This is a genomic window from Psychrosphaera sp. (assembly GCF_982872775.1).
Genome location: NZ_CEYNSH010000012.1, coordinates 1 through 19,019, shown reverse-complemented (window position 1 = coordinate 19,019; position 19,019 = coordinate 1). Strand labels below are relative to the sequence as shown.

The window sequence follows — 19,019 nt, the reverse complement described above, 5'->3', positions numbered from 1 at the left end:
TTGATAATAATTATCATTTGCAACAAGTGCATTTTCAAACTATATTCACTATCAAGTTTATGTAGTAAGGCCGTTGGCGATGGATACACTCACCACTCATCTTATATTTGATTTAATTGTTTTAGTGCTCGTAGGTTTAACTTGGGTGGGAATTCATAAAACATGGACGAAAAAGTAGCGAGAAAAACAAAAAAGGAAGCCGAAGCTTCCTTTTTCTATGTTTTATCTTAATTAGATAAATATGGTCTACAGTCTTATGCAGACTTAAGCTCAACCGTCGGCTCGTCGATATTAGTGATAAGTTCCATATCAAATGTGTACTCATCTACTGCAATCGCTAGCTTGCGTTTTTCGTTGTATTCCATCAACTTGTTCGCTTCATCTGCATCGATAACGTATGCAGCTAGAGATGCTTCAACTAGCTCACCAAACGTAAGTTGCTTTTCAACTTTACCGCTGCGAAGTGCTTTCTTCATCTTATCTAGAAGAGGAAGAACGTCTAACTTGGCTTTGTAAGCGTCTGAAAGTACCGCGAAACCGTCACGACCTTTCATGCTAACTAGGCTAGTTAACTCTTCTTTCGCACCGTCATTACGTAATGTCGCTTCTGCTAAGTCAGTGATCAACTTGTCAGAGATCTTAGTGCGAGCCATAAACGGAAGACCAAGTTTGATCTTAAGTGTGTTCGCAACAAAACGATTCGGGAAGTTGTCAACGTATAGGTCTAACGCTTGCTCTGCTTGCATTAGTGCCCAACGCGTACCGTACTCGAAGTAAGGCTTAAGATCTTTACGGTTTTCGCTTTGTAGGTAGAACTTAATGTTACCCATTGCCATGAATAGGTAGCTTAGTACGTCACCTAAACGCGCAGATAACATTTCTTTACGCTTAAGGTCACCACCTAATACAAGTAATGCAAAGTCAGCTTGTACAGACAAGGCACTTGATAAGCGCTTGATGCGTTTTTCAAACTGAGCAACTAACTTATCAGGGTTGTTCGAGCTACCTACGCCAGGTAAGTACGCTGTTGCAACACCGCGGAAGAAGTTCTTGATGCTGTAACCGATTGTCTTACGGAACAATGAGTTAAATTGTGCATCTGCATCTGGTGCGTCAGAGTGAATTGACGAAATTAAGTCTTGTACGTAAGGATGACAACGCGTCGCACCTTGACCGAAGATCATAAGGTTACGAGTTAGAATGTTTGCACCTTCTACGGTAATACCGATTGGCGTCGCAAAGTATGCTGTCGCTAATACGTTACCAGGACCCATTTGAATCGCTTTACCTGCTTGAACGTCCATTGCAGCTTCTAACGCATCACGACCCATTTCAGTCATGTGGTATTTTGCCATCGCAGTGATTACTGATGGCTTGAAGCCTAAGTCTAGACCGTTCAATACTAAGTGACGCATCGCTTCAAGGTTATAAGTCAAACCACCGATTAGCGCTAGCTGCTCTTGGATGCCTTCAAACTTACCGATTGGCATACCAAACTGTTCACGGATTGCTGCGTACTCTGAAGTCGACTTAAGAGCCGCGTGACCTGTCGCACAGCCGTTCGCTGGTAATGAAATACCACGACCTGCACCAAGACATGCAACAAGCATCTGCCAACCACGACCAACGTTTTTCGCGCCACCAATTACGAAGTCTAGTGGAACAAATACGTCTGTACCGCGAGTCGTACCGTTGTAGAAGTTAACGCCTAATGGGTTGTGACGGTTACCTGTTTGAACGCCTTCATAGTCAGAAGGAAGTAGTAAACATGTAATACCTAAATCTTTTTCTTTACCTAGTAGTCCTTCTGGGTCAAATACTTTAACCGCTAGACCTACTAAGGTCGCAATTGGTGCTAGCGTGATGTAACGCTTGTCCCAAGTTACGTTTAAACCAACGACTTCTTTACCGTCAACAACTTTCTTAGTAACGATAGCGCGATCAGGAATACCACCAGCATCAGAACCAGCCTCTGGGCTTGTTAATGCAAAACATGGAATGTCACGGCCGTCTACTAGACGTGGAAGGTAGTGGTTTTTCTGTTCTTCTGTACCGTAGTGTGCAAGAAGCTCACCTGGGCCTAACGAGTTTGGTACCATAACAGTTGTTGCAATTGGGTTACTCTTAGTCGAGATGCGTGCAACAATCGTTGAACTTGCGTAAGCACTGAACTCTAAACCACCAAACTCTTGTGGGATGATGAATGAGAAGAACTTGTTGTCTTTAAGGTGCTTCATTACACGCTCAGGGATATGGTTGCTGTTATGCACTTCCATATCGTCAAGCATTTCTAGTAGCTCTGCTAGAGGACCGTCGATGAACGCTTGCTCACGCTCAGTTAATTTTGACGGTGCTGTTTGTAGCAAAGTATCAAAATCTGGTTTGCCTTGATAGATCGAGGCTTCAATCCAAGTATCACCTGCGTCTAACGCTTCTTGTTCCGTACGAGAAATTTCCGGAAGAATCTTCTTGAATTTTGTTCTTAGGCTCATGTTCCGCCCCTCAATGTGTTTAGTGTGTAATTCCCAATTGACGCTACAGATCCATGGATGTAACCCATTAAGTATAGTCCACCCACAGCGCAACTGGTACGATGTCTTACCAGTTTATTCATTTTCATCAAAAAAGAAAGCTTTAACTGCATATTTTTTCAACATTTAATCTACGAACCAAACAACAGGTCCGATCAGTTTAATTATCAAACAAATATGTAAGTACAGGATTTATAGCGAAATTTAATTTCTGCGTTATACATGAATAAAGCCTTTTCGCTAGGAATATTTATGTCTTTTTCTGTTGTCTTTAGTCGAGCCAGAGTCGGAATTACTTCACCGCTTGTCACCATTGAAGTGCATTTATCCAATGGATTGCCCTGTTTTTCTATTGTTGGTTTGCCCGAAACCACTGTCAGAGAATCAAAAGACAGGGTTAGAAGTGCCATCATTAATAGCGGCCTTGAGTTTCCCAACCGCAAAATCACCGTAAATCTTGCCCCAGCCGACTTGCCTAAAGAGGGCGGACGATTCGACTTAGCGATAGCCATTGGAGTGTTGGCTGCGAGCAAACAAATCCCCGACAAAAAACTGTATCAATATGAATTCTTCGGTGAATTAGGCCTAAACGGCGACATTCGTTCAATCGTCGGCGAGATTCCTAGTGCCCTCGCCTGCGCTCGAAGCAACCGAACTTGTATTTTACCCACCGCCAATGCCGACCAAGCTTCAATTATCGACAACGCCAACCTTCAAAGCGCCAATCATTTGATTAAGGTGGTCGAGCAGTTTAAAACCAATGTAGAGTTACCGACACCAGAGGGACTGATTGATACACCAGAAACAGGGTCGACTCTCGCCTCTGCAAATCAAAGCCATTCGCCCGATTCAACTAACCTCATCACACAGTCATATACTGGCCTAGACATGGCCGATGTCATCGGTCAGGCCATTGCCAAGCGCGCTTTGGAGTTGGCTGCGGCTGGTCAACACAATCTGCTTCTCATGGGACCACCAGGGACGGGCAAGTCAATGCTGGCTCAACGTCTTGCTGGTTTGTTGCCTCCGCTCACGGATGAGCAAGCATTGCAATGTGCTGCTATTCATTCGATCTCGGGCAAGCCTTTTGATTACCAACGATGGCGCGAGCGTCCATTTAGAGCACCACATCATACGACTTCTTCCACTGCTCTCGCTGGCGGTGGTAGCGTGCCAAAACCTGGTGAGATTAGCCTTGCTCATAACGGTGTGCTGTTTTTGGACGAGCTCCCTGAGTTTTCTCGGTATACCTTAGATGCGCTGCGCGAGCCGCTTGAAGCAGGAGTTATTCATATCAGCCGTGCTAGGCAACAAGTAGAGTTTCCAGCCCAGTTTCAGCTCGTCGCCGCACTTAACCCTAGCCCAACCGGACATCATAATGATGGTCGTGCTACGTCCGATCAGGTTCTAAAATACCTAAGTCGAGTCTCTGGACCGTTTTTGGATCGAATAGACTTACAAGTGGAAGTCCCGTCTTTACCTAAAGGCGCTTTGACTCAAGCCAGTGAGAGTAGAGAAACCACCCAAACCATCGCCAAGCGGGTGCGTCGTGCGCGACTCAAAATGTTGCAAAGAGCCAACAAACCCAATGCGCTGCTCTCGAGTAAAGAAGTCGAAAAGTACTGTCTACTCACCAAAGAAGACGCGCTGTTTCTGGAAAACACAATTTTTAGGCTAGGAATGTCAATTCGAGCGTTTCACAAAGTGTTAAAAGTCGCCCGGACAATAGCGGATTTAAATGAGGACGAGGAATTGGCTCGACATCACCTGGCCGAAGCGCTGGGTTATCGAAGCATGGACCGGTTGTTAAAGCACCTTTCGTATTAGCACTGTATGATAAACGCTAGATTTTGTTTTCAGACTTTAGCCAGTCATAACACTCTTTCAGCATAGTCGTAAGTGGTACTTTGTCGTTATAACCAAGTTCACTGACGGCTTTATCACTTTTTGCGACCACGCGTTTTGATACCATCGTCGCTTTTTCTGGTGTCATATGCGGCTCTTTACCTGTGACTTTTGATAACCAATAAGATCCCCAGCCTATCGTTTTGAGAATAAATGGGCTAACGGTCTTTTTATACTTGGGACGATCTACCATCTCTGCGATTAAGTTGACCACTTCAAGAAAAGAATGGTCAACACCAGCCAAAATATAGTTATGCCCAGCTTGTCCCTTGGTGACCGCTGAGATATGAGCTTTAGCCACCTCTTTGACATGACAATAACTTCCCTCTCCTTTAGGAACACCGGGTAATTGATTGTCTTTGATAAGACCAAAAAGTTGTGACCAATTGTGTTTGTCATACGCACCAATAATCGCACATGGGTTGATAATGACCGCATTCAGTGCGTCGTTCAAAACGGCTCGTTTAACTAATTGCTCACCCAAAAACTTAGTCTTGAGATAATTAACGTTGGAGGACATGGCTTTACTTGGAGTTGCCTCGGTAATGACATCATCGTGAAAGCCATAAGCCGAAATTGATGACGTGTGAATAAACTTAGCTATGTGCTTGGAGACCGCCACCTCAAGTAAATACTGAGTTGCAGTGACATTTACCTCAAATTGTCTGGCGTCATTTTTGGCCCACATATTGGTATCGCCAGCAAGATGAAAAATCACATCAATATCATTATCAATGGCCTGTTCAATATCATTTTTTGAAACTAATTGTCCTTCTCGCCAATCAATAGGTAGAGAGGTAAGTGCTGAGCGATCTGCGCCTGGTCGACTGAACGCAACCACTTCCCAGCGTTGTTCGATCAACAGTTTTATCAGATTTATACCCAAAAACCCTGTGGCACCTGTTACAAACGCTTTCATCATCTCTCCTCGTTACTATCTCAAATCAGGTTAAGACTAAAGTTCCCAATTTAGATAAATGACATAAAAGGCGCATTTTTTATATAAAACTAATCTTTATGCTTTCCCCACATTTTCATATTTAAGAGTATGATAAATGTGCAAAGAATGTAAATATCCTTTATTTATTATTACCTTCCGCACCTTTAGGGCACAAAAATGGAACCTATTGTGAACGAAACAAAACAGCGGCTTAAACGAGAAACTGAGAGCCTACACAAACGCATTGAAACGACGGAACTCATGCGTAACTTGATGTCCCCGTCTCTCACCTCCGAGCAATACGCACTCACTTTAGAAGTCTGGTTTGTATGGCTATCAATCCATCAAGCCAACATAAAGAGACATTTACCCCGCTCCTTTTCCGAATTGATTAGTGACCGGTTGACCTTACTAAAAGCCGATTTGTTTGCACTAAATGGGCCGAATAAAATAGATATAAACCAGATTACTGACAAAGAGGCTGAAGTAATCAATCGTACCACTGAGTCCTTTATTTCAAACCCAGAACACGCACTCGGCGCGATGTATGTGTTGGAAGGCTCTGCGCTGGGCGGCATGGTAGTGACCAAGCATGTAAAATCAATATTAGGCCAATCGACACCGACCCATTTTTATCAAAACAGCTTAACCAACAGCATACCAGCAGATCTCATAAATAAATGGCGTCACTTTACGAAGATGTTAGACCATTATGTTGTGAACCAAGGTGCACCTGAGCGGTGCCAAGACTCGGACCGTTTGAATCAAATGTGCGATGGTGCCAAAGCCACATTTGGTTCTTTGATACACACTTTTGAGCAACCACTACACGTGCGTTCAATCCCCTTTTCTAATGTAGCCAAACCAACCTATCAGAGTGAACTTTCATGGACGTAAACGACAACGTAGACTTAACAGAATGTGATAGAGAACCAATTCATATATTAGGTGCCGTACAGACTTTCGCATGTTTGGTAGCGGTCGATGAAAACTGGAATGTCGTTCACGCATCGCAAAATACCGAGGGGTTTATTTATATCCCCCATGAACAGCTATTAGGTAAGAATATTGGCACTGTTATTACTGCCGATGTAATGCATGATTTAAAGTCGGCCGTTCATATTTCAAAAATGACCAATAACACCGAACGTTTGATCAATACTGTCGCTTTAGTCGAATTTGATGACACGTTTGATATTACGGTTCATTTCAATGGCAAATTCTATGTCATGGAATTTGAAAGAAGTACCTCAAGTGACACGTTCAATGCGGCAAATATTGCTCGACAGATGATGAATCAATTTGGCTCTCACCAAAATCTGATCGATCTGTTACAAAAAGCGGTGAAGCAGATCCGCATGATTTCCGGTTATAGCCGAGTTATGGCTTACAAATTTTTGGAAGATGACTCTGGAGAAGTATTAGCGGAAGCTAAAAAACCAAAATTAGAACCCTATTTAGGGTTGCGCTATCCCGCTTCGGATATTCCCAAACAAGCTCGGGCGCTCTACCTTAAACAACTCATCAGAATTATAAATAATGTTGATGATGAACGAGTGCCCATCGTCAGCGAGTCGAGTGAAGAAGCACCGTTGGATTTAAGCTTAGCCGTCAGTCGTTCCGTCTCACCCATACATATTCAATACTTAAAAAATATGGGAGTACAGGCTTCGATGTCGCTCTCTATTATTGTTGATGGTAAATTATGGGGACTCATCGCTTGCCACAACGACGCGCCCAAAAACTTAACGTTTGAAATCAGAACAGTACTCGAATTTCTAATAGAAACCTTATCTCTCAAAATTAGTGAACAATATCGCTTAGACAGGTTTAACTACGAAAAAATTACTCGTGATACATACGACAAAATCTTATCGTCTATTCAACTCAAACCAAACTCCTTTGAAGGGATCAAAAAGCAACTACCACTCCTATCAAAAGTCATTAGCTGTGACGGTGTTGGTTTATGGCTAGATAAGCACTATGAGCACTATGGCCAGGCCTTTGATAAAGAAAACGCACTTTTATTAGTTAATAAACTCAATCAACGCTCAAACCAGGCCTTAATCTATACAGACAATGTAGCTGAGTTTATGGACGTCAAATTTGTCGACGAAATCAATGTTGCCGGCGCGTTAGCTATCTCTTTATCTGGTGAGTCTGACAACTATCTAATATTTTATCGCCGACCGGTGACACAAATTGTAAATTGGGCTGGTGATCCCAAAAAGGTCGCAGAACCTGGCAACGATGGCGCACTTAGGCCTAGAACCAGTTTTGCTCAGTGGCAAGAAACGCATCACAATAAGTCTAACCCTTGGCTCGAACAAGACATAAACCTTGCTAGCAGTCTTCGTATTGCATTATTAGAGCTGTTAATAAAGCAAATGCATGACAAAGATGAGCTAAAAGCACGCTCTCTCGAAAAACAAGATACCTTGATTTCAGAGCTCAACCACCGAGTGCACAACATTTTATCTTTGATGCGAGCCATCATTTCATTGAGTGATGAGGCGGCAAGTACAAAAGAGGAGTTTAAAGAACTGCTCGATGGGCGGGTAAAAGCCATGGCGTTCGCTCATGATCAACTTACCAACTCCAATTGGTCGGCCGTACGTTTGGCTCTTTTACTCAAAAACGAAGCCCAAGCCTACGTCGGAAAAGCTCAGCGTATCTTCCTTAATGGTCCTGATTTGGACGTAGAAGCCTCTGGTGTTTCCTGTATTGCGCTTGTGATGCATGAAATGTTCACCAACGCGGCTAAATACGGTGCACTGTCTAACATAGAAGGCAAACTAAATATCGATTGGTATATTGATCGAGAAGAACAACTCGTCATTGAATGGCGAGAATCTGGCGGACCGCATGTCAGTCAACCTACACGAAAAGGGTTTGGCAGCACCATTATTACTCGCTCGATACCCTACGAATTAAAAGGGCATGTTGATTTGGAATATGAGTCCCAAGGATTACAGGCGCGATTCGTTATTCCGAAAGAGTATGTCATTCTCAATCAAGAACTATCGGAGCCTAAAAGCAGCCAAAGTCGGGCTAAACTAAGCTCGATTGCCCGTCATAACGCACTGTTAGTTGAAGATAATTTTATTATTGCGCTCGACGCAGAACAAATCCTGATTAAACTCGGGTTTGAAGAAGTAGAAGTTTGCGGTAACGTCATAGATTCATTGGAATACCTGGAAGATAGCACGCCAGATTTTGCAATATTGGATTTCAATTTAGGGAGTGAGACAAGCCAAGCCATTGCGTCAGAGTTAGTTGAACGCAAGGTGCCCTTTGTGTTCGCGACCGGCTATGGCAATCGGTTGAACTTTAACGGCGAGTTACCCGATAACTTGCCGGTTCTGGTTAAGCCTTATAACTTTGACGCGATAGAGCGACAATTAAAAAGCTTGAGTCGTTAGCACTTGATTATCCACTTCAGCCTGAATCCACTCGTACAATGACTGCTTTCCTTTTGTATACTTGTGGCCCAAGGCTGTAGGCCAGTTACCATTAATCGCGATGACCAAGTTTCGCTTGGGGTCAATAAAGATACCTTGTCCAAAAATCCCTTTACCTTGGAAAGTACCATCATCGCTCACCCACCATTGATAGCCATAGCCGCCATCTTTGTCACCAGTATCGGCTTGTTTTGATGTCGCATTAGCTAGCCAACCATCAGCTACGATTGGTTTGCCGTCAATGACAGTGCCGTCCAAGACAAACTGGCCAAAACGAGCAAAATCTCTTGTCGTCGCTTGAATACAGCAGCCACCGATTTCATTTTTAGAAGGCCCCAGTACCCAAGAAGCATCGTATTCTGGACCAATTTGGCTCCAGATCTTTTCCGATAGATAATCAGATAATGGGCGTTCAATGGCGCGCTGTAGCACCAATCCTATGAGGTTAGTTTCGCCGGTACTGTACCGCCACGTTGAACCTGGAGGATGAGCACGTTTGAGCTGACGCATATAACTTGCGATAGCATCGACACCGGGCTCTGGCTTGTGAAAATTGAATTTGGAAACGTCGGATTCTGGATCATTATAATCCTCATTCCAATCGACGCCAGATGTCATTGTAATAAGCTGTTCAATGGTGACGTCGTCGTAAGCGCTGCCTTTCATCGACGTCACATAATCAGTGACCTTGTCATCTAAGCTTTTTATGTGGCCGTCTTTGATTGCTGCACCTACGAGTGTCGATGTCACTGATTTAGCGACTGAAAAACTGGTCCATTTGCTCGTTGGCGTAGAGTCCAATCCATAACGCTCATATTTCAGCTGGTTATTATGAATAACAATTAACCCACCAATGCGCAATGTATCAAAATACTCTGCAATTTTTTGTTCGTTTAAGTTGAGTGGCGAGCCTGGTACAAGCTCTGAAGTATGTTGGCCTTTTTTCACCTTATTCTTGGGAACAAAAAACAGCTTGTCGATAGACTGAAAGCCAGCGTCTCGTTGTTCGATTGTCCAAAACAAAACATTGAGATCTTTAGGTGGGTTAAGAAACAAATAACGAACGTGTTTGTCTAGGGTCAGCCAATACGCACCGACTGCAATAAAAACCACGACAATGATACCGGAGATCCATTTCCACATAAGGTTACCTTTTACTCTGTGACTGCTGTTGTATTGTGAGTGCTTGTTCTTGCTGTTTAATCCAATTAGCTGGTAGCAAAAAGGGTATTTATTGGTTACAGCATAGATGAGAATTTTAATTTGGCACAATGCATTAATTTACCACCTGAACGAAAAACAATGGATAGAGAACAGCGACTAAATTGTAAGCAAATGCAAATATAAAAGAACAATGGCTTTGTATCAAAAGCCATTGATATACTGAGTCCATTCTGGCTTAAAAAAGCTGTAATGATTTCAATTAGGATTAACAATAAAATGAAAAAGCCTCTGTCTCTAATATTGACCACCGGCGTACTAGCCAGCCAGTTATTTTTTAGCGGATTTGTCTCTGCACAAAACGAATCAGCACAACACGAGCCTGCGCCTTTGGTTTCGATTCCTACTCATGATAGATTTTTTGATCAGATTGCCGCCCATTGTGGAAAATCATTTGAAGGAAAGGTTGTTGTCGATAGTGAGCCCTCACCTGCTTTTGCTAAACGCCTAGTCATGCACGTTCGCAAGTGCACCGACACCCAATTGCAAATTCCTTTTCACGTTGGCGATGATGCCTCTCGCACTTGGATTATTACCAAAACAGGCAGTGGCTTAAGCCTCAAACACGACCACCGCAAACCAGATGGTAGCCATGACCCGCTGACTATGTATGGCGGTCATACGCTCGATGCAGGTTATGACAACGTCCAGTCTTTTCCAGCTGATCAATATTCAAAAGAACTGTTTGTAAAAAGCGGGATTCCGCAGTCGGTTGGTAATACCTGGGAAATGTTTATCTACGAAAAGCAATTTACCTATCGCCTGATTCGTCAAGGCCGTGCGTTTAGAGTGAAGTTTGATTTAACAAAACCAGTAAAAACACCACCAACACCTTGGGGCTATTAGTCGCTAGCTCAACTCTACTATGGGATTATTTACCTAGCGTAATTTACCGAGAAGTATTTAACTCACATCCATGTTTTACGACAAACTACTAACTTGTATAGACAGGTGCATTTATGACAAATTGTGCGCCTGCTTCTTTTGCGTTATTGGTAAGAGAATAAGAATAGTTGTGTAATTCCAAGACTTCCCTTATCAGCATCAGGCCTACACCTTGCCCTGACTCTTTCGACGTATAAAAAGGGGTAAACAGTTGCGCTTCTTGCTCGCTCGAAATACCGCTGCCAGAATCTTTCACCACCAACTCAGCGTTATTGTTTTTAATACTCAACGATAGCGTCACACTACCCTGTGTATCGATGGCTTCTATCGCGTTTTGCAGCACATTGATAAGGGCTTGTTCAATAAGGCTCGCATCGGCGCTGATCATGACGTCCTGCGCCAATTCAGTCACTATGTCGATGTCTCGTTTTTGGCATTCAGAATAGAATAACACCGTTAAGTCATTGAGCATTTTGCTTAGATTGAGCTGGGTCTTGATAGGGGCCTGTAATTTAACAATGTCAGCATAGCCTTTCATAAAGGCATCGAGCCGTGCACCACGTTTGATGATGACATCGAGGGCTATTTGATAATCCTCTCGACTATCAGGCTCTAATTGATCAGCAAAGCCCAAACAACTCTCTAATAATGAGTTCGTGCATGCAACGGTGTTGTTCACCTCATGCGACATTAATCGAATGAGTTTTTCATATGCCGCTTTTTGCGACTGAACAATGTCACCCGTTAGCTCGACAATCATATAAAAAGAGCGCTCAAAGCCTCTGTCACGAATGTCATAATGGCCAATTTTAAGACGCCTGCCTTGGCCAGCAGTGACAAGTTGATTTGTATTCACATCAACGGCTTTAAGGTAACTCGTTGACTTGTTGTCTATTTGGTCTAGGCGCTTACCTACAATACTGTCGGGACTTAACCCAAGTAATGATTCCGCCGCAGGATTAAGCTCGGATACCCGCTTTTCAAAATCCAACAACACGACACCGACCGGTGATTCAGCCATTAGCTTTTCAAATACGCCACGGCGCTCGCTGGCTTTTAATCGCTCCTGCTGTAATTGCTGTAGCATGAGGTTGAATTGAGAAATGAGTCGGTCTAGCTCGGGTTGCTTCAATGTTTTAAAACGAGCGCTAAAGTCCTGTTCTTTCAATAACGCATTAAATGTCTCAAAATACTCAAGAGGCTGTAAGCCTTTTTTAATCAGATAAACAAAACTCGCCAAACTCAATAACAACGCACCTTCAATGACCAATAAATACCACTGTAGCGTTTCGTGAAACTGAGCAGCCACCACAAATAACACAAGGTGCAGTAAGGTACTGGCTAACAACAACTTGTGTTTAAGCGTCATGTCACGATTCCGTGTTTATCAAGTCGACGATACAAAGCCGCTCGGCTAATGCCCAAGGTGTCAGCTACTTTACTCAGATTATTAGGATAACTGGCTAAGGCATTTTCAATCATTACCTTTTCCATTTGCTCAAGCGTCATATTCGCCGGCAAGTCTCCTAATGCTTCTACACTCGACTCTGAACTTTTATCATGAGCCGACTTGCCTGATATCGCCTGACACGACTCAAAATCTTTCACATCTAATAATGTATTCTCAGACATGAGTACGGCGCGCTCGATGGTCTGGGTAAGTTGGCGAACATTACCCGGCCACGGTTGTGCTTCCAAATAGCGCTCGGCACTTCTGGTTATTTGAAATGGCTCGAGTTGATAGTTTTCGACCACTTTATCCAAGTGTTGTTTGGCCAAAGGCAATATGTCTCCACGACGCTGTCTCAGTGGCGGCAACTGAATCGTGATGAGATTAATTCGATACAACAAGTCTTCGCGAAACTCGCCGTTTTTAACCATTTCATATAAATCTTTATTAGTCGCGGAAATCACCCGGACATCGGCTTTTTTGGTTTGTGATGAGCCAACGGGTTGAAAGCTTTGGTCTTGCAGGACTCGCAACAGTTTTACTTGAGAACTGGAGTCCAAATCGCCCATTTCATCCAAAAACAAACTGCCTTTGTGCGCCGTTTCAAATTGCCCAACCCGATCGTGTTTAGCGTCCGTAAATGCGCCTCTAACATGACCAAACATTTCACTCTCAAATAACGTCGTACTCAAGCCACCGAGGTTTACTTTGTTAAACGTTTGGTTTGCGCGTTTTGAATTGCGGTGAATGGCATCCGCGATTAGCTCTTTGCCTGTGCCACTTTCACCCAAAATTAATACCGGTGCTTGCGTTGTTGCAACTCGACCGACCGTCGCTAAAACATCTAACATAACCGGGTCTTCACCGACAATGTTTGAGAAGTCGTACAATTCATCCAGGGCCTGGCGGGATAATGGCTGTTTAGACGGCGTCACATTTAAGGCCAATGCCGTTTGTAAGCTACTGACAAGTGCTTGGTTATTCCAGGGTTTGGTAATGAAGTCGTTGGCGCCGTATTTTATGCCTTCTACCGCTAACTCAATCGAGCCCCAGGCGGTCATCAACACAACGGGTAGTGATGGATATCGAGACTTAATGTCTTGCAATAACGCCATGCCCTCTTCACCGCTGGTATTACGAGAAAAGTTCATGTCTTGAATAACGATATCGACGTGGTTTGTCTCAAGTTGTTCAATCGCAGACGTTGGCTCTTGCGCCGACACAGTGGCAAAGCCATTTTGTTTTAACAACATTGAGATAGAAGCAATGACCGACAGATCGTCATCAACAATTAATACTGTCGGTTTGTTATGTGTAGACGTCAACTTAGTTTCCATGTTTTGAATCTAAAATAGTGGCCAAACTTCTCTCCAGATTACTCGCCATACTACTCGCCCCACTATTCATAATGCAGCGCCATCGCAGGTGAGTGTTTGGTGGCAAGTTTGCCTGGATAATAAGCACAAATAGTCGCTAACAGTAACATGAAAGCGACAGATACAACCAGACTTTGACCAAACAAGGCCCAGGTCAATTCGGAAAACACACCCAAAATAGGCAATTGAATCAACAACAAAGTCGCAATACTAATCCCCAACAAGACCATGACGACCAATTCGCCGATCACTTGTCGGTGAATTTGAGCTTGGGTTGCCCCTAGAGCTCGTCTTAGGCCAATTTCACGAGTGCGATTGGTGACGTTTTGCCAAAGTACACCAAATAAGCCCATCGCCACCATGATTAACAAGAACGTCCCCACAATTCCCAACACTACAATGGGTAACATGTCCTGTTGGAATCGCTGATCTCGCATTTTTGTCCAAGGCGTGATCTGATACTCCCACTGTGGTGCAATGCGTTTGAGTTGTTTTCGAAGCGTTTCTTCAAAACTCACTGGCGTATTGGGCCTCAACTTGATCTCAATGCCAGAAATTGGATTTTTACTTGGCTGGTTTAAGTCGATTCGGTGGAACACATAAGGTCTAATTGCCGATAGCTCACCAAGCTGCCTAAACTCTTCAAATATGCCTACGATAATGATGGGTTCTCGATCCCCATCTGTCGAGCCATTGATGTCTTTACCTATGATGTTTTGACCCGGAAAAAATTCATCAACAAAACGCTGGCTCACCATCACAGGACGGTAGTTTTGCCCCTCGTGTTGTGGACCAAACCACTCACCCGCATTAAGTGTCATACCAAAGGCTTCACCCGCGCCATCATTCATCGTATTGGCCATAAAATGAATGGGTTGCTCGTCCAAATCATAATAACTGGTTCGAACCCAATTTCTAAACGTCGGATTGCCCAACAGGTGTGCCGACTCTATCTGATCAAATTGAGTGAACTCGGTTAACATGTTTTCAATGATGACCTGATCCCTTTCAGGCTCCCAGTCCATGTAATTCGCCACTTGAATTCGCCAGCGGTCTTTATAATCGTATCCCAGTGGAACTTGTAGCAAAGAATAACTGCGAATACTCAAGGTAATGAGTGCAAAGGCCACTATAAAGGCCACCGTCACTTCGGCAATAATCCACATATTGCTGCGCTTGCGGTTCCAAATCATTTTAAATAAATGCATAAACATATTAAGACACTCCCTTTAATGCTTGCACAGGATGAACACGGGCCATTTTATAAGCCGGATAAAGACCAGACATTAGCGACAAAATAACGACCACCAACATTGCCCACAAAAACAACAGCCAATTAAAGTCGAATTGTGCATACGGAATCAGGCCGCTTTGTTCAATCACGCTCAATAAAGCAAAACTGATTAACGTCCCAAGCACACCACCAACGGCAGTTATCGCTAGGTTCTCCACCAAAAATTGGCCGATGAGATCGCGCGTCGATGCGCCAAAAGCTTTTCGAACGCCAATTTCCGTCGAGCGTTCCATAATTCGAGATACGTTAAGATTGATCATGTTCATCGCCGGAAGCATCATGAACAGTACGAGTGCAGCGCTGCCAGTTAAAATAAGGGACTCTAAGCCCGATTCATAACTGTATTCACCTTGAAATCGACGGCTCGAGAAGTTTTCTAATTTGGTATAAGCGCCGCCATAGGCCACCAGCTCTTTGGTGCCATCGCCGACTCTCAGGTGGCTCAACTCAACATCATGTTGAAGTAAATGAGCATATTCCTCATACATCTCCTCGCTCATATTAGGGTTGGAGTGATACAGCAGTGCCTGCCAACGTCCCATCACCGCATCTTGATACGCCGTTGATAGTGATGTTGTGTAAGGAAGCCAAATATCTGAACTTGCTACCGATTCCAAGCTAGACACATCTTCCACCACACCAATAACCGTAAACCTCTGCTCTTGAAGCTCGATAGTTTGATTAAGCGCACTTTGTTCATAAAACAAAGTCTTGGCCAGAGTTTGATTGATGACAGCAACCATTTGACCATCTGTTACTTCTTGAGCGGTAAACGCACGCCCTTCAACAAAATCAAAATCCAGTATTTGCCAATAAGTATGGTCAGTGCGCCTAGCCGTCTTAGTCAACTTGTCACTGCCCAAAAACAAGGTCACCTGCTCGTTACCAGCGTTGATTGAAATCAGCTCAGGTGATTTAAGGCGCATGACATTGTCTTTGATGAACTTATAACCCAAGCCACTCGCGTTGGTATGACCATGGCCTTTTTCTGTGACGACCAAACGGTCAATAATTCGATAATGAGCCGCGTTTTTTTCGGGCCCTTTAGGAAAAACAAAGCTCTCGGTGATGGCACCTGCGACCATGACAACCGCGACCGTTAAGCTGATCCCAAACAAACTAATAAACGTGAAAAACTTCCTATTCAGGAACACATTCCACGCGGTGAGTAAATAATTTTTTAACATGTTATTTAATCCCTTGTCGTTAACAGCATTAATTACTGGACTAACTGGCCGTCAAAGACACGAACAACGCGGCCTGTTCGTTTCGCCATTTCTTCATCGTGGGTCACCATGACGATGGTCGTATCGTGTTCTTTGTGGAGGTTTTCGAGTAACTGCATAATCTCATCGCCCATTTGACTGTCGAGATTGCCCGTTGGCTCATCAGCCAATAAAAGTTCTGGCTCACCGACAATTGCACGCGCAATCGCTACGCGTTGTTGCTGTCCACCAGAGAGTTGTGATGGGTAATGATGGGTTCTTGCTTTAAGACCGACTTTCTCAAGCGCCGCTTGGGCCAGTTCGCGACGGCGTTTGGCCGATATTTTTCGATACAATAATGGAAGCTCTACGTTGTCGATGACACGTAGGTCAGGCAACAAATGAAAACTCTGAAAGATAAAACCAATTTTGTCATTGCGCAGTGGCGCTAGGTGTTTGTCCTTGTACGACGTGATCGGCTGTTCGTCGATCGCAACCGCGCCTTCATTGGGTTGGTCTAACAATCCCATAATATTGAGCAGAGTACTTTTACCGCAACCCGACGGCCCCATTACCGAGACAAACTCGCCTTTTTCGATGGTCAAATTGATGTCTGATAGCGCAATGGTTTCTATCTTGTCGGTGTGAAACGTTTTGCTTACATTCGATAGCGTTAACATACGTATTTTCCTTAATTCACAGTAATTTGGTTGAGGTGAAGATACTCGGTTAAGTCCGAAATAATGACTTCTTCGCCTTCATTTAGGCCTTCAACGACTTGGATTTGATCAACATCGCTGATCCCAACTCGAACTTGACGTTGATAAGCCACGTCGTCTTTGAGAACAAACACAGACTGCATCCCTGTTCCTTTGACAAACGGGCCTTTAGTGAGCGTCAGTGCGTCTTCAAGTTGTTGAGTGATCAAAGCCACGTCCACTCTTTGATTTGGCTTTATGTAACGGTTGTTTGGCTCATCAAGTGCAATAGTGACCTTCATCGTTCCCTTTGAAATAGCAGGTGACTGCGACATGAGACTCGCATCAAAAGCTTGGTTGTTTAGAATGACGGTCGCCTTCATATTCGGTATTAATTGTGACGCGTAAAAGTCAGAAAGCGTCGCCTCCACTTTAAAGCCAGATAAGTCCGCTATTTTGACTAACGGGGCTCGGTTTTTAACACTCGCGCCCGCTTCATCCAACAAATAGGTAATGACACCGTTGCGCGTTGCTTTGACCGTCGCCGACGCTAACAAACGTTGCTGCTCGGCAATGTCGTTTTTGAGTAACGACGTTTCGTATCCCAACACTTCAATTTCGGCATTGGTCGTTGATATTGCGTCTTCCTTGGCTTGCTTTAACTGACGTAACTCGATTTGGCTGCGTTGCACATTGAGCTTGGCTTCTAATAATTCATGACTCGAAAACGCGCCAAGCTCACTCAATTGGTCTAAACGTTTTAGACGTGTTTCGCGGCTTTCCAAGTCAATTTGCAGTAGCTCAATTTGGCTGTTTATTCTGTTTAGCTCTTTGTTTAGATTTAAGGTTTTGGATTTTATTTGAGTCTGTTTAACCGCGACACGCTCGTTTAGCGCCACTAACGCGCTGTCGATTTTTTGAGTATCGAGCTCTAGCAGTACATCACCTTTTTTAACCATGCTACCGACTTGACTGACAACGTTAATAACGCGGCTTTCAAATTCACTCGTTAAGGTCTCTTCCGTCATAGGTACAACGACACCACCGGCTTTGATGACCGATGCAATCGGGCCTTTTTGGACTTTTGCGGTACGAACTTCGGCATAGCTCAAGGTGGGCTTGAGTAACCATTGCAAACCATAAAGGACAAAAGCCACTAACAATACGCCCAACAAACTGCGTAACAGCAACTGCTTCTTTTTAGACTGTTCTACTTGTTTTGATAAAGGTCGATCCATCTTCTACTCTGTTTTTAACCTGTTCATAACTGATTGATTTAATCGGTGCTACGCAGAGTGATTACAGTATCTGTGCCAACATTATTGAATTTTAAAAGCCAATAAATACAACGAGTTACAATAAATGGTAAAATGGGGAAAAATAAATGTGTTCGATATCGAACAGGTAGAGATAGGAGACTGTTCGGATTCGAACAGTCTTGTTGGGTGCGTTAAAACTGAACCACGTTATCCGAACTATGCACCGCAAATGTCGAGATACGCCATTCGCCATCGAGTTTGTTTAGCATATACGTCGCGCCTACTTCATTAACGATGTCACCAGTTTTGGAGTAACGAACCGCAACATTACTGGCCATCGCTAGCTTGTCATCGAGAAGCTGAACGTTAACTTCTCGCCAATTCACTTTATGAACGCCCTTATTACTCAAACCATTTAAGAACACGGGGATCTGCTGATTAAACGTCGCCAAAGGCAATTGACTCGCCGTGCCTCGTGACGACATTACCGTCAGTGCATCGTTGTAGAGTCTTGGCGAGGTTTTTAGAGTCTGGGTTTGTAGATAGTGATTGTATCTGTCCATGTAATTGGCAAAGAGCTGAGTGATGGCCTTTTTATCATTGTGACGCGCGACAGACGCTATAGATGCTTTACCTGCACTGCTATTTGTCGCCGTTTGACCTGCTTGGCTATCCATTTGAGACGTTGACGTCTCGGCAAACGCTGTTGTTGCAGCCAATTGCATAACACCTGCACATATCAAAATGTTGAATGTTTTAACTTTCGAATTCTTTTGCGAGCTCTTTTTAGATTC

General features: G+C 43.8%; 14 protein-coding genes. 4 read left to right on the top strand and 10 right to left on the bottom strand.

The genetic code is table 11. The annotated features are described in order from the left end of the window. Positions 1-254: 254 nt before the first annotated feature. Positions 255-2,492 (bottom strand): acyl-CoA dehydrogenase, encoded by a 2,238-nt coding sequence (locus AC4E96_RS05265; RefSeq protein WP_490255114.1) that lies wholly within the window; start codon positions 2,490-2,492, stop codon positions 255-257. Between the two features lie 291 nt (positions 2,493-2,783). Between AC4E96_RS05265 and AC4E96_RS05260 the strand changes: the two genes are divergently transcribed. Next, a complete protein-coding gene (locus AC4E96_RS05260) occupies positions 2,784-4,358 on the top strand; it encodes a YifB family Mg chelatase-like AAA ATPase (protein WP_490255113.1) in 1,575 nt (524 codons plus the stop codon). 16 nt (positions 4,359-4,374) lie between these two features. On the opposite strand, the gene AC4E96_RS05255 is transcribed toward AC4E96_RS05260, so the two are convergent. Next, entirely contained in the window at positions 4,375-5,355 is a 981-nt protein-coding gene (locus tag AC4E96_RS05255; protein WP_490255112.1) for an NAD-dependent epimerase/dehydratase family protein, read from the bottom strand. A gap of 198 nt (positions 5,356-5,553) precedes the next feature. On the opposite strand from AC4E96_RS05255, the gene AC4E96_RS05250 reads away from it, so the two are divergent. After that, a complete protein-coding gene (locus tag AC4E96_RS05250; protein WP_490255111.1) occupies positions 5,554-6,273 on the top strand; it encodes a biliverdin-producing heme oxygenase in 720 nt (239 codons plus the stop codon). Further along, complete coding sequence (locus AC4E96_RS05245) at positions 6,264-8,798, top strand: HWE histidine kinase domain-containing protein (RefSeq protein WP_490255110.1); 2,535 nt, start codon at positions 6,264-6,266, stop codon at positions 8,796-8,798. Before AC4E96_RS05250 ends, AC4E96_RS05245 begins: the two co-directional genes overlap by 10 nt. Here the strand turns inward: AC4E96_RS05245 and AC4E96_RS05240 are convergent. Continuing rightward, entirely contained in the window at positions 8,778-9,980 is a 1,203-nt protein-coding gene (locus tag AC4E96_RS05240) for a serine hydrolase domain-containing protein (RefSeq protein WP_490255109.1), read from the bottom strand. The genes AC4E96_RS05245 and AC4E96_RS05240 overlap by 21 nt on opposite strands. A gap of 297 nt (positions 9,981-10,277) precedes the next feature. On the opposite strand from AC4E96_RS05240, the gene AC4E96_RS05235 reads away from it, so the two are divergent. After that, the gene (locus AC4E96_RS05235) at positions 10,278-10,904 is read left to right on the top strand and encodes a hypothetical protein (RefSeq protein ID WP_490255108.1); all 627 of its coding nucleotides are present in this window, start codon (positions 10,278-10,280) and stop codon (positions 10,902-10,904) included. Between the two features lie 88 nt (positions 10,905-10,992). Here the strand turns inward: AC4E96_RS05235 and AC4E96_RS05230 are convergent, their stop codons facing one another. From AC4E96_RS05230 to AC4E96_RS05200, 7 genes are all read right to left on the bottom strand, one after another. After that, positions 10,993-12,312, bottom strand: a complete 1,320-nt coding sequence (locus tag AC4E96_RS05230) for a sensor histidine kinase (protein ID WP_490255107.1) — start codon at positions 12,310-12,312, stop codon at positions 10,993-10,995. Then, the gene (locus AC4E96_RS05225; RefSeq protein ID WP_488033480.1) at positions 12,309-13,730 is read right to left on the bottom strand and encodes a sigma-54-dependent transcriptional regulator; all 1,422 of its coding nucleotides are present in this window, start codon (positions 13,728-13,730) and stop codon (positions 12,309-12,311) included. Before AC4E96_RS05225 ends, AC4E96_RS05230 begins: the two co-directional genes overlap by 4 nt. A 62-nt stretch (positions 13,731-13,792) precedes the next feature. After that, on the bottom strand, positions 13,793-14,983 hold the full coding sequence (locus tag AC4E96_RS05220) for an ABC transporter permease (RefSeq protein ID WP_490255106.1): 1,191 nt from the start codon (positions 14,981-14,983) through the stop codon (positions 13,793-13,795). A 1-nt stretch (position 14,984) separates the two neighbouring features. Further along, positions 14,985-16,250, bottom strand: a complete 1,266-nt coding sequence (locus tag AC4E96_RS05215) for an ABC transporter permease (RefSeq protein ID WP_490255105.1) — start codon at positions 16,248-16,250, stop codon at positions 14,985-14,987. A gap of 32 nt (positions 16,251-16,282) precedes the next feature. After that, a complete protein-coding gene (locus tag AC4E96_RS05210) occupies positions 16,283-16,948 on the bottom strand; it encodes an ABC transporter ATP-binding protein (RefSeq protein ID WP_488033477.1) in 666 nt (221 codons plus the stop codon). A gap of 11 nt (positions 16,949-16,959) precedes the next feature. Further along, positions 16,960-18,204, bottom strand: coding sequence for an efflux RND transporter periplasmic adaptor subunit (locus AC4E96_RS05205; RefSeq protein ID WP_490255104.1), 1,245 nt, complete (start codon positions 18,202-18,204; stop codon positions 16,960-16,962). A gap of 212 nt (positions 18,205-18,416) precedes the next feature. After that, on the bottom strand, positions 18,417-19,019 hold a 603-nt coding region (locus AC4E96_RS05200), incomplete at its 5' end, for a DUF6841 family protein (RefSeq protein WP_490255103.1).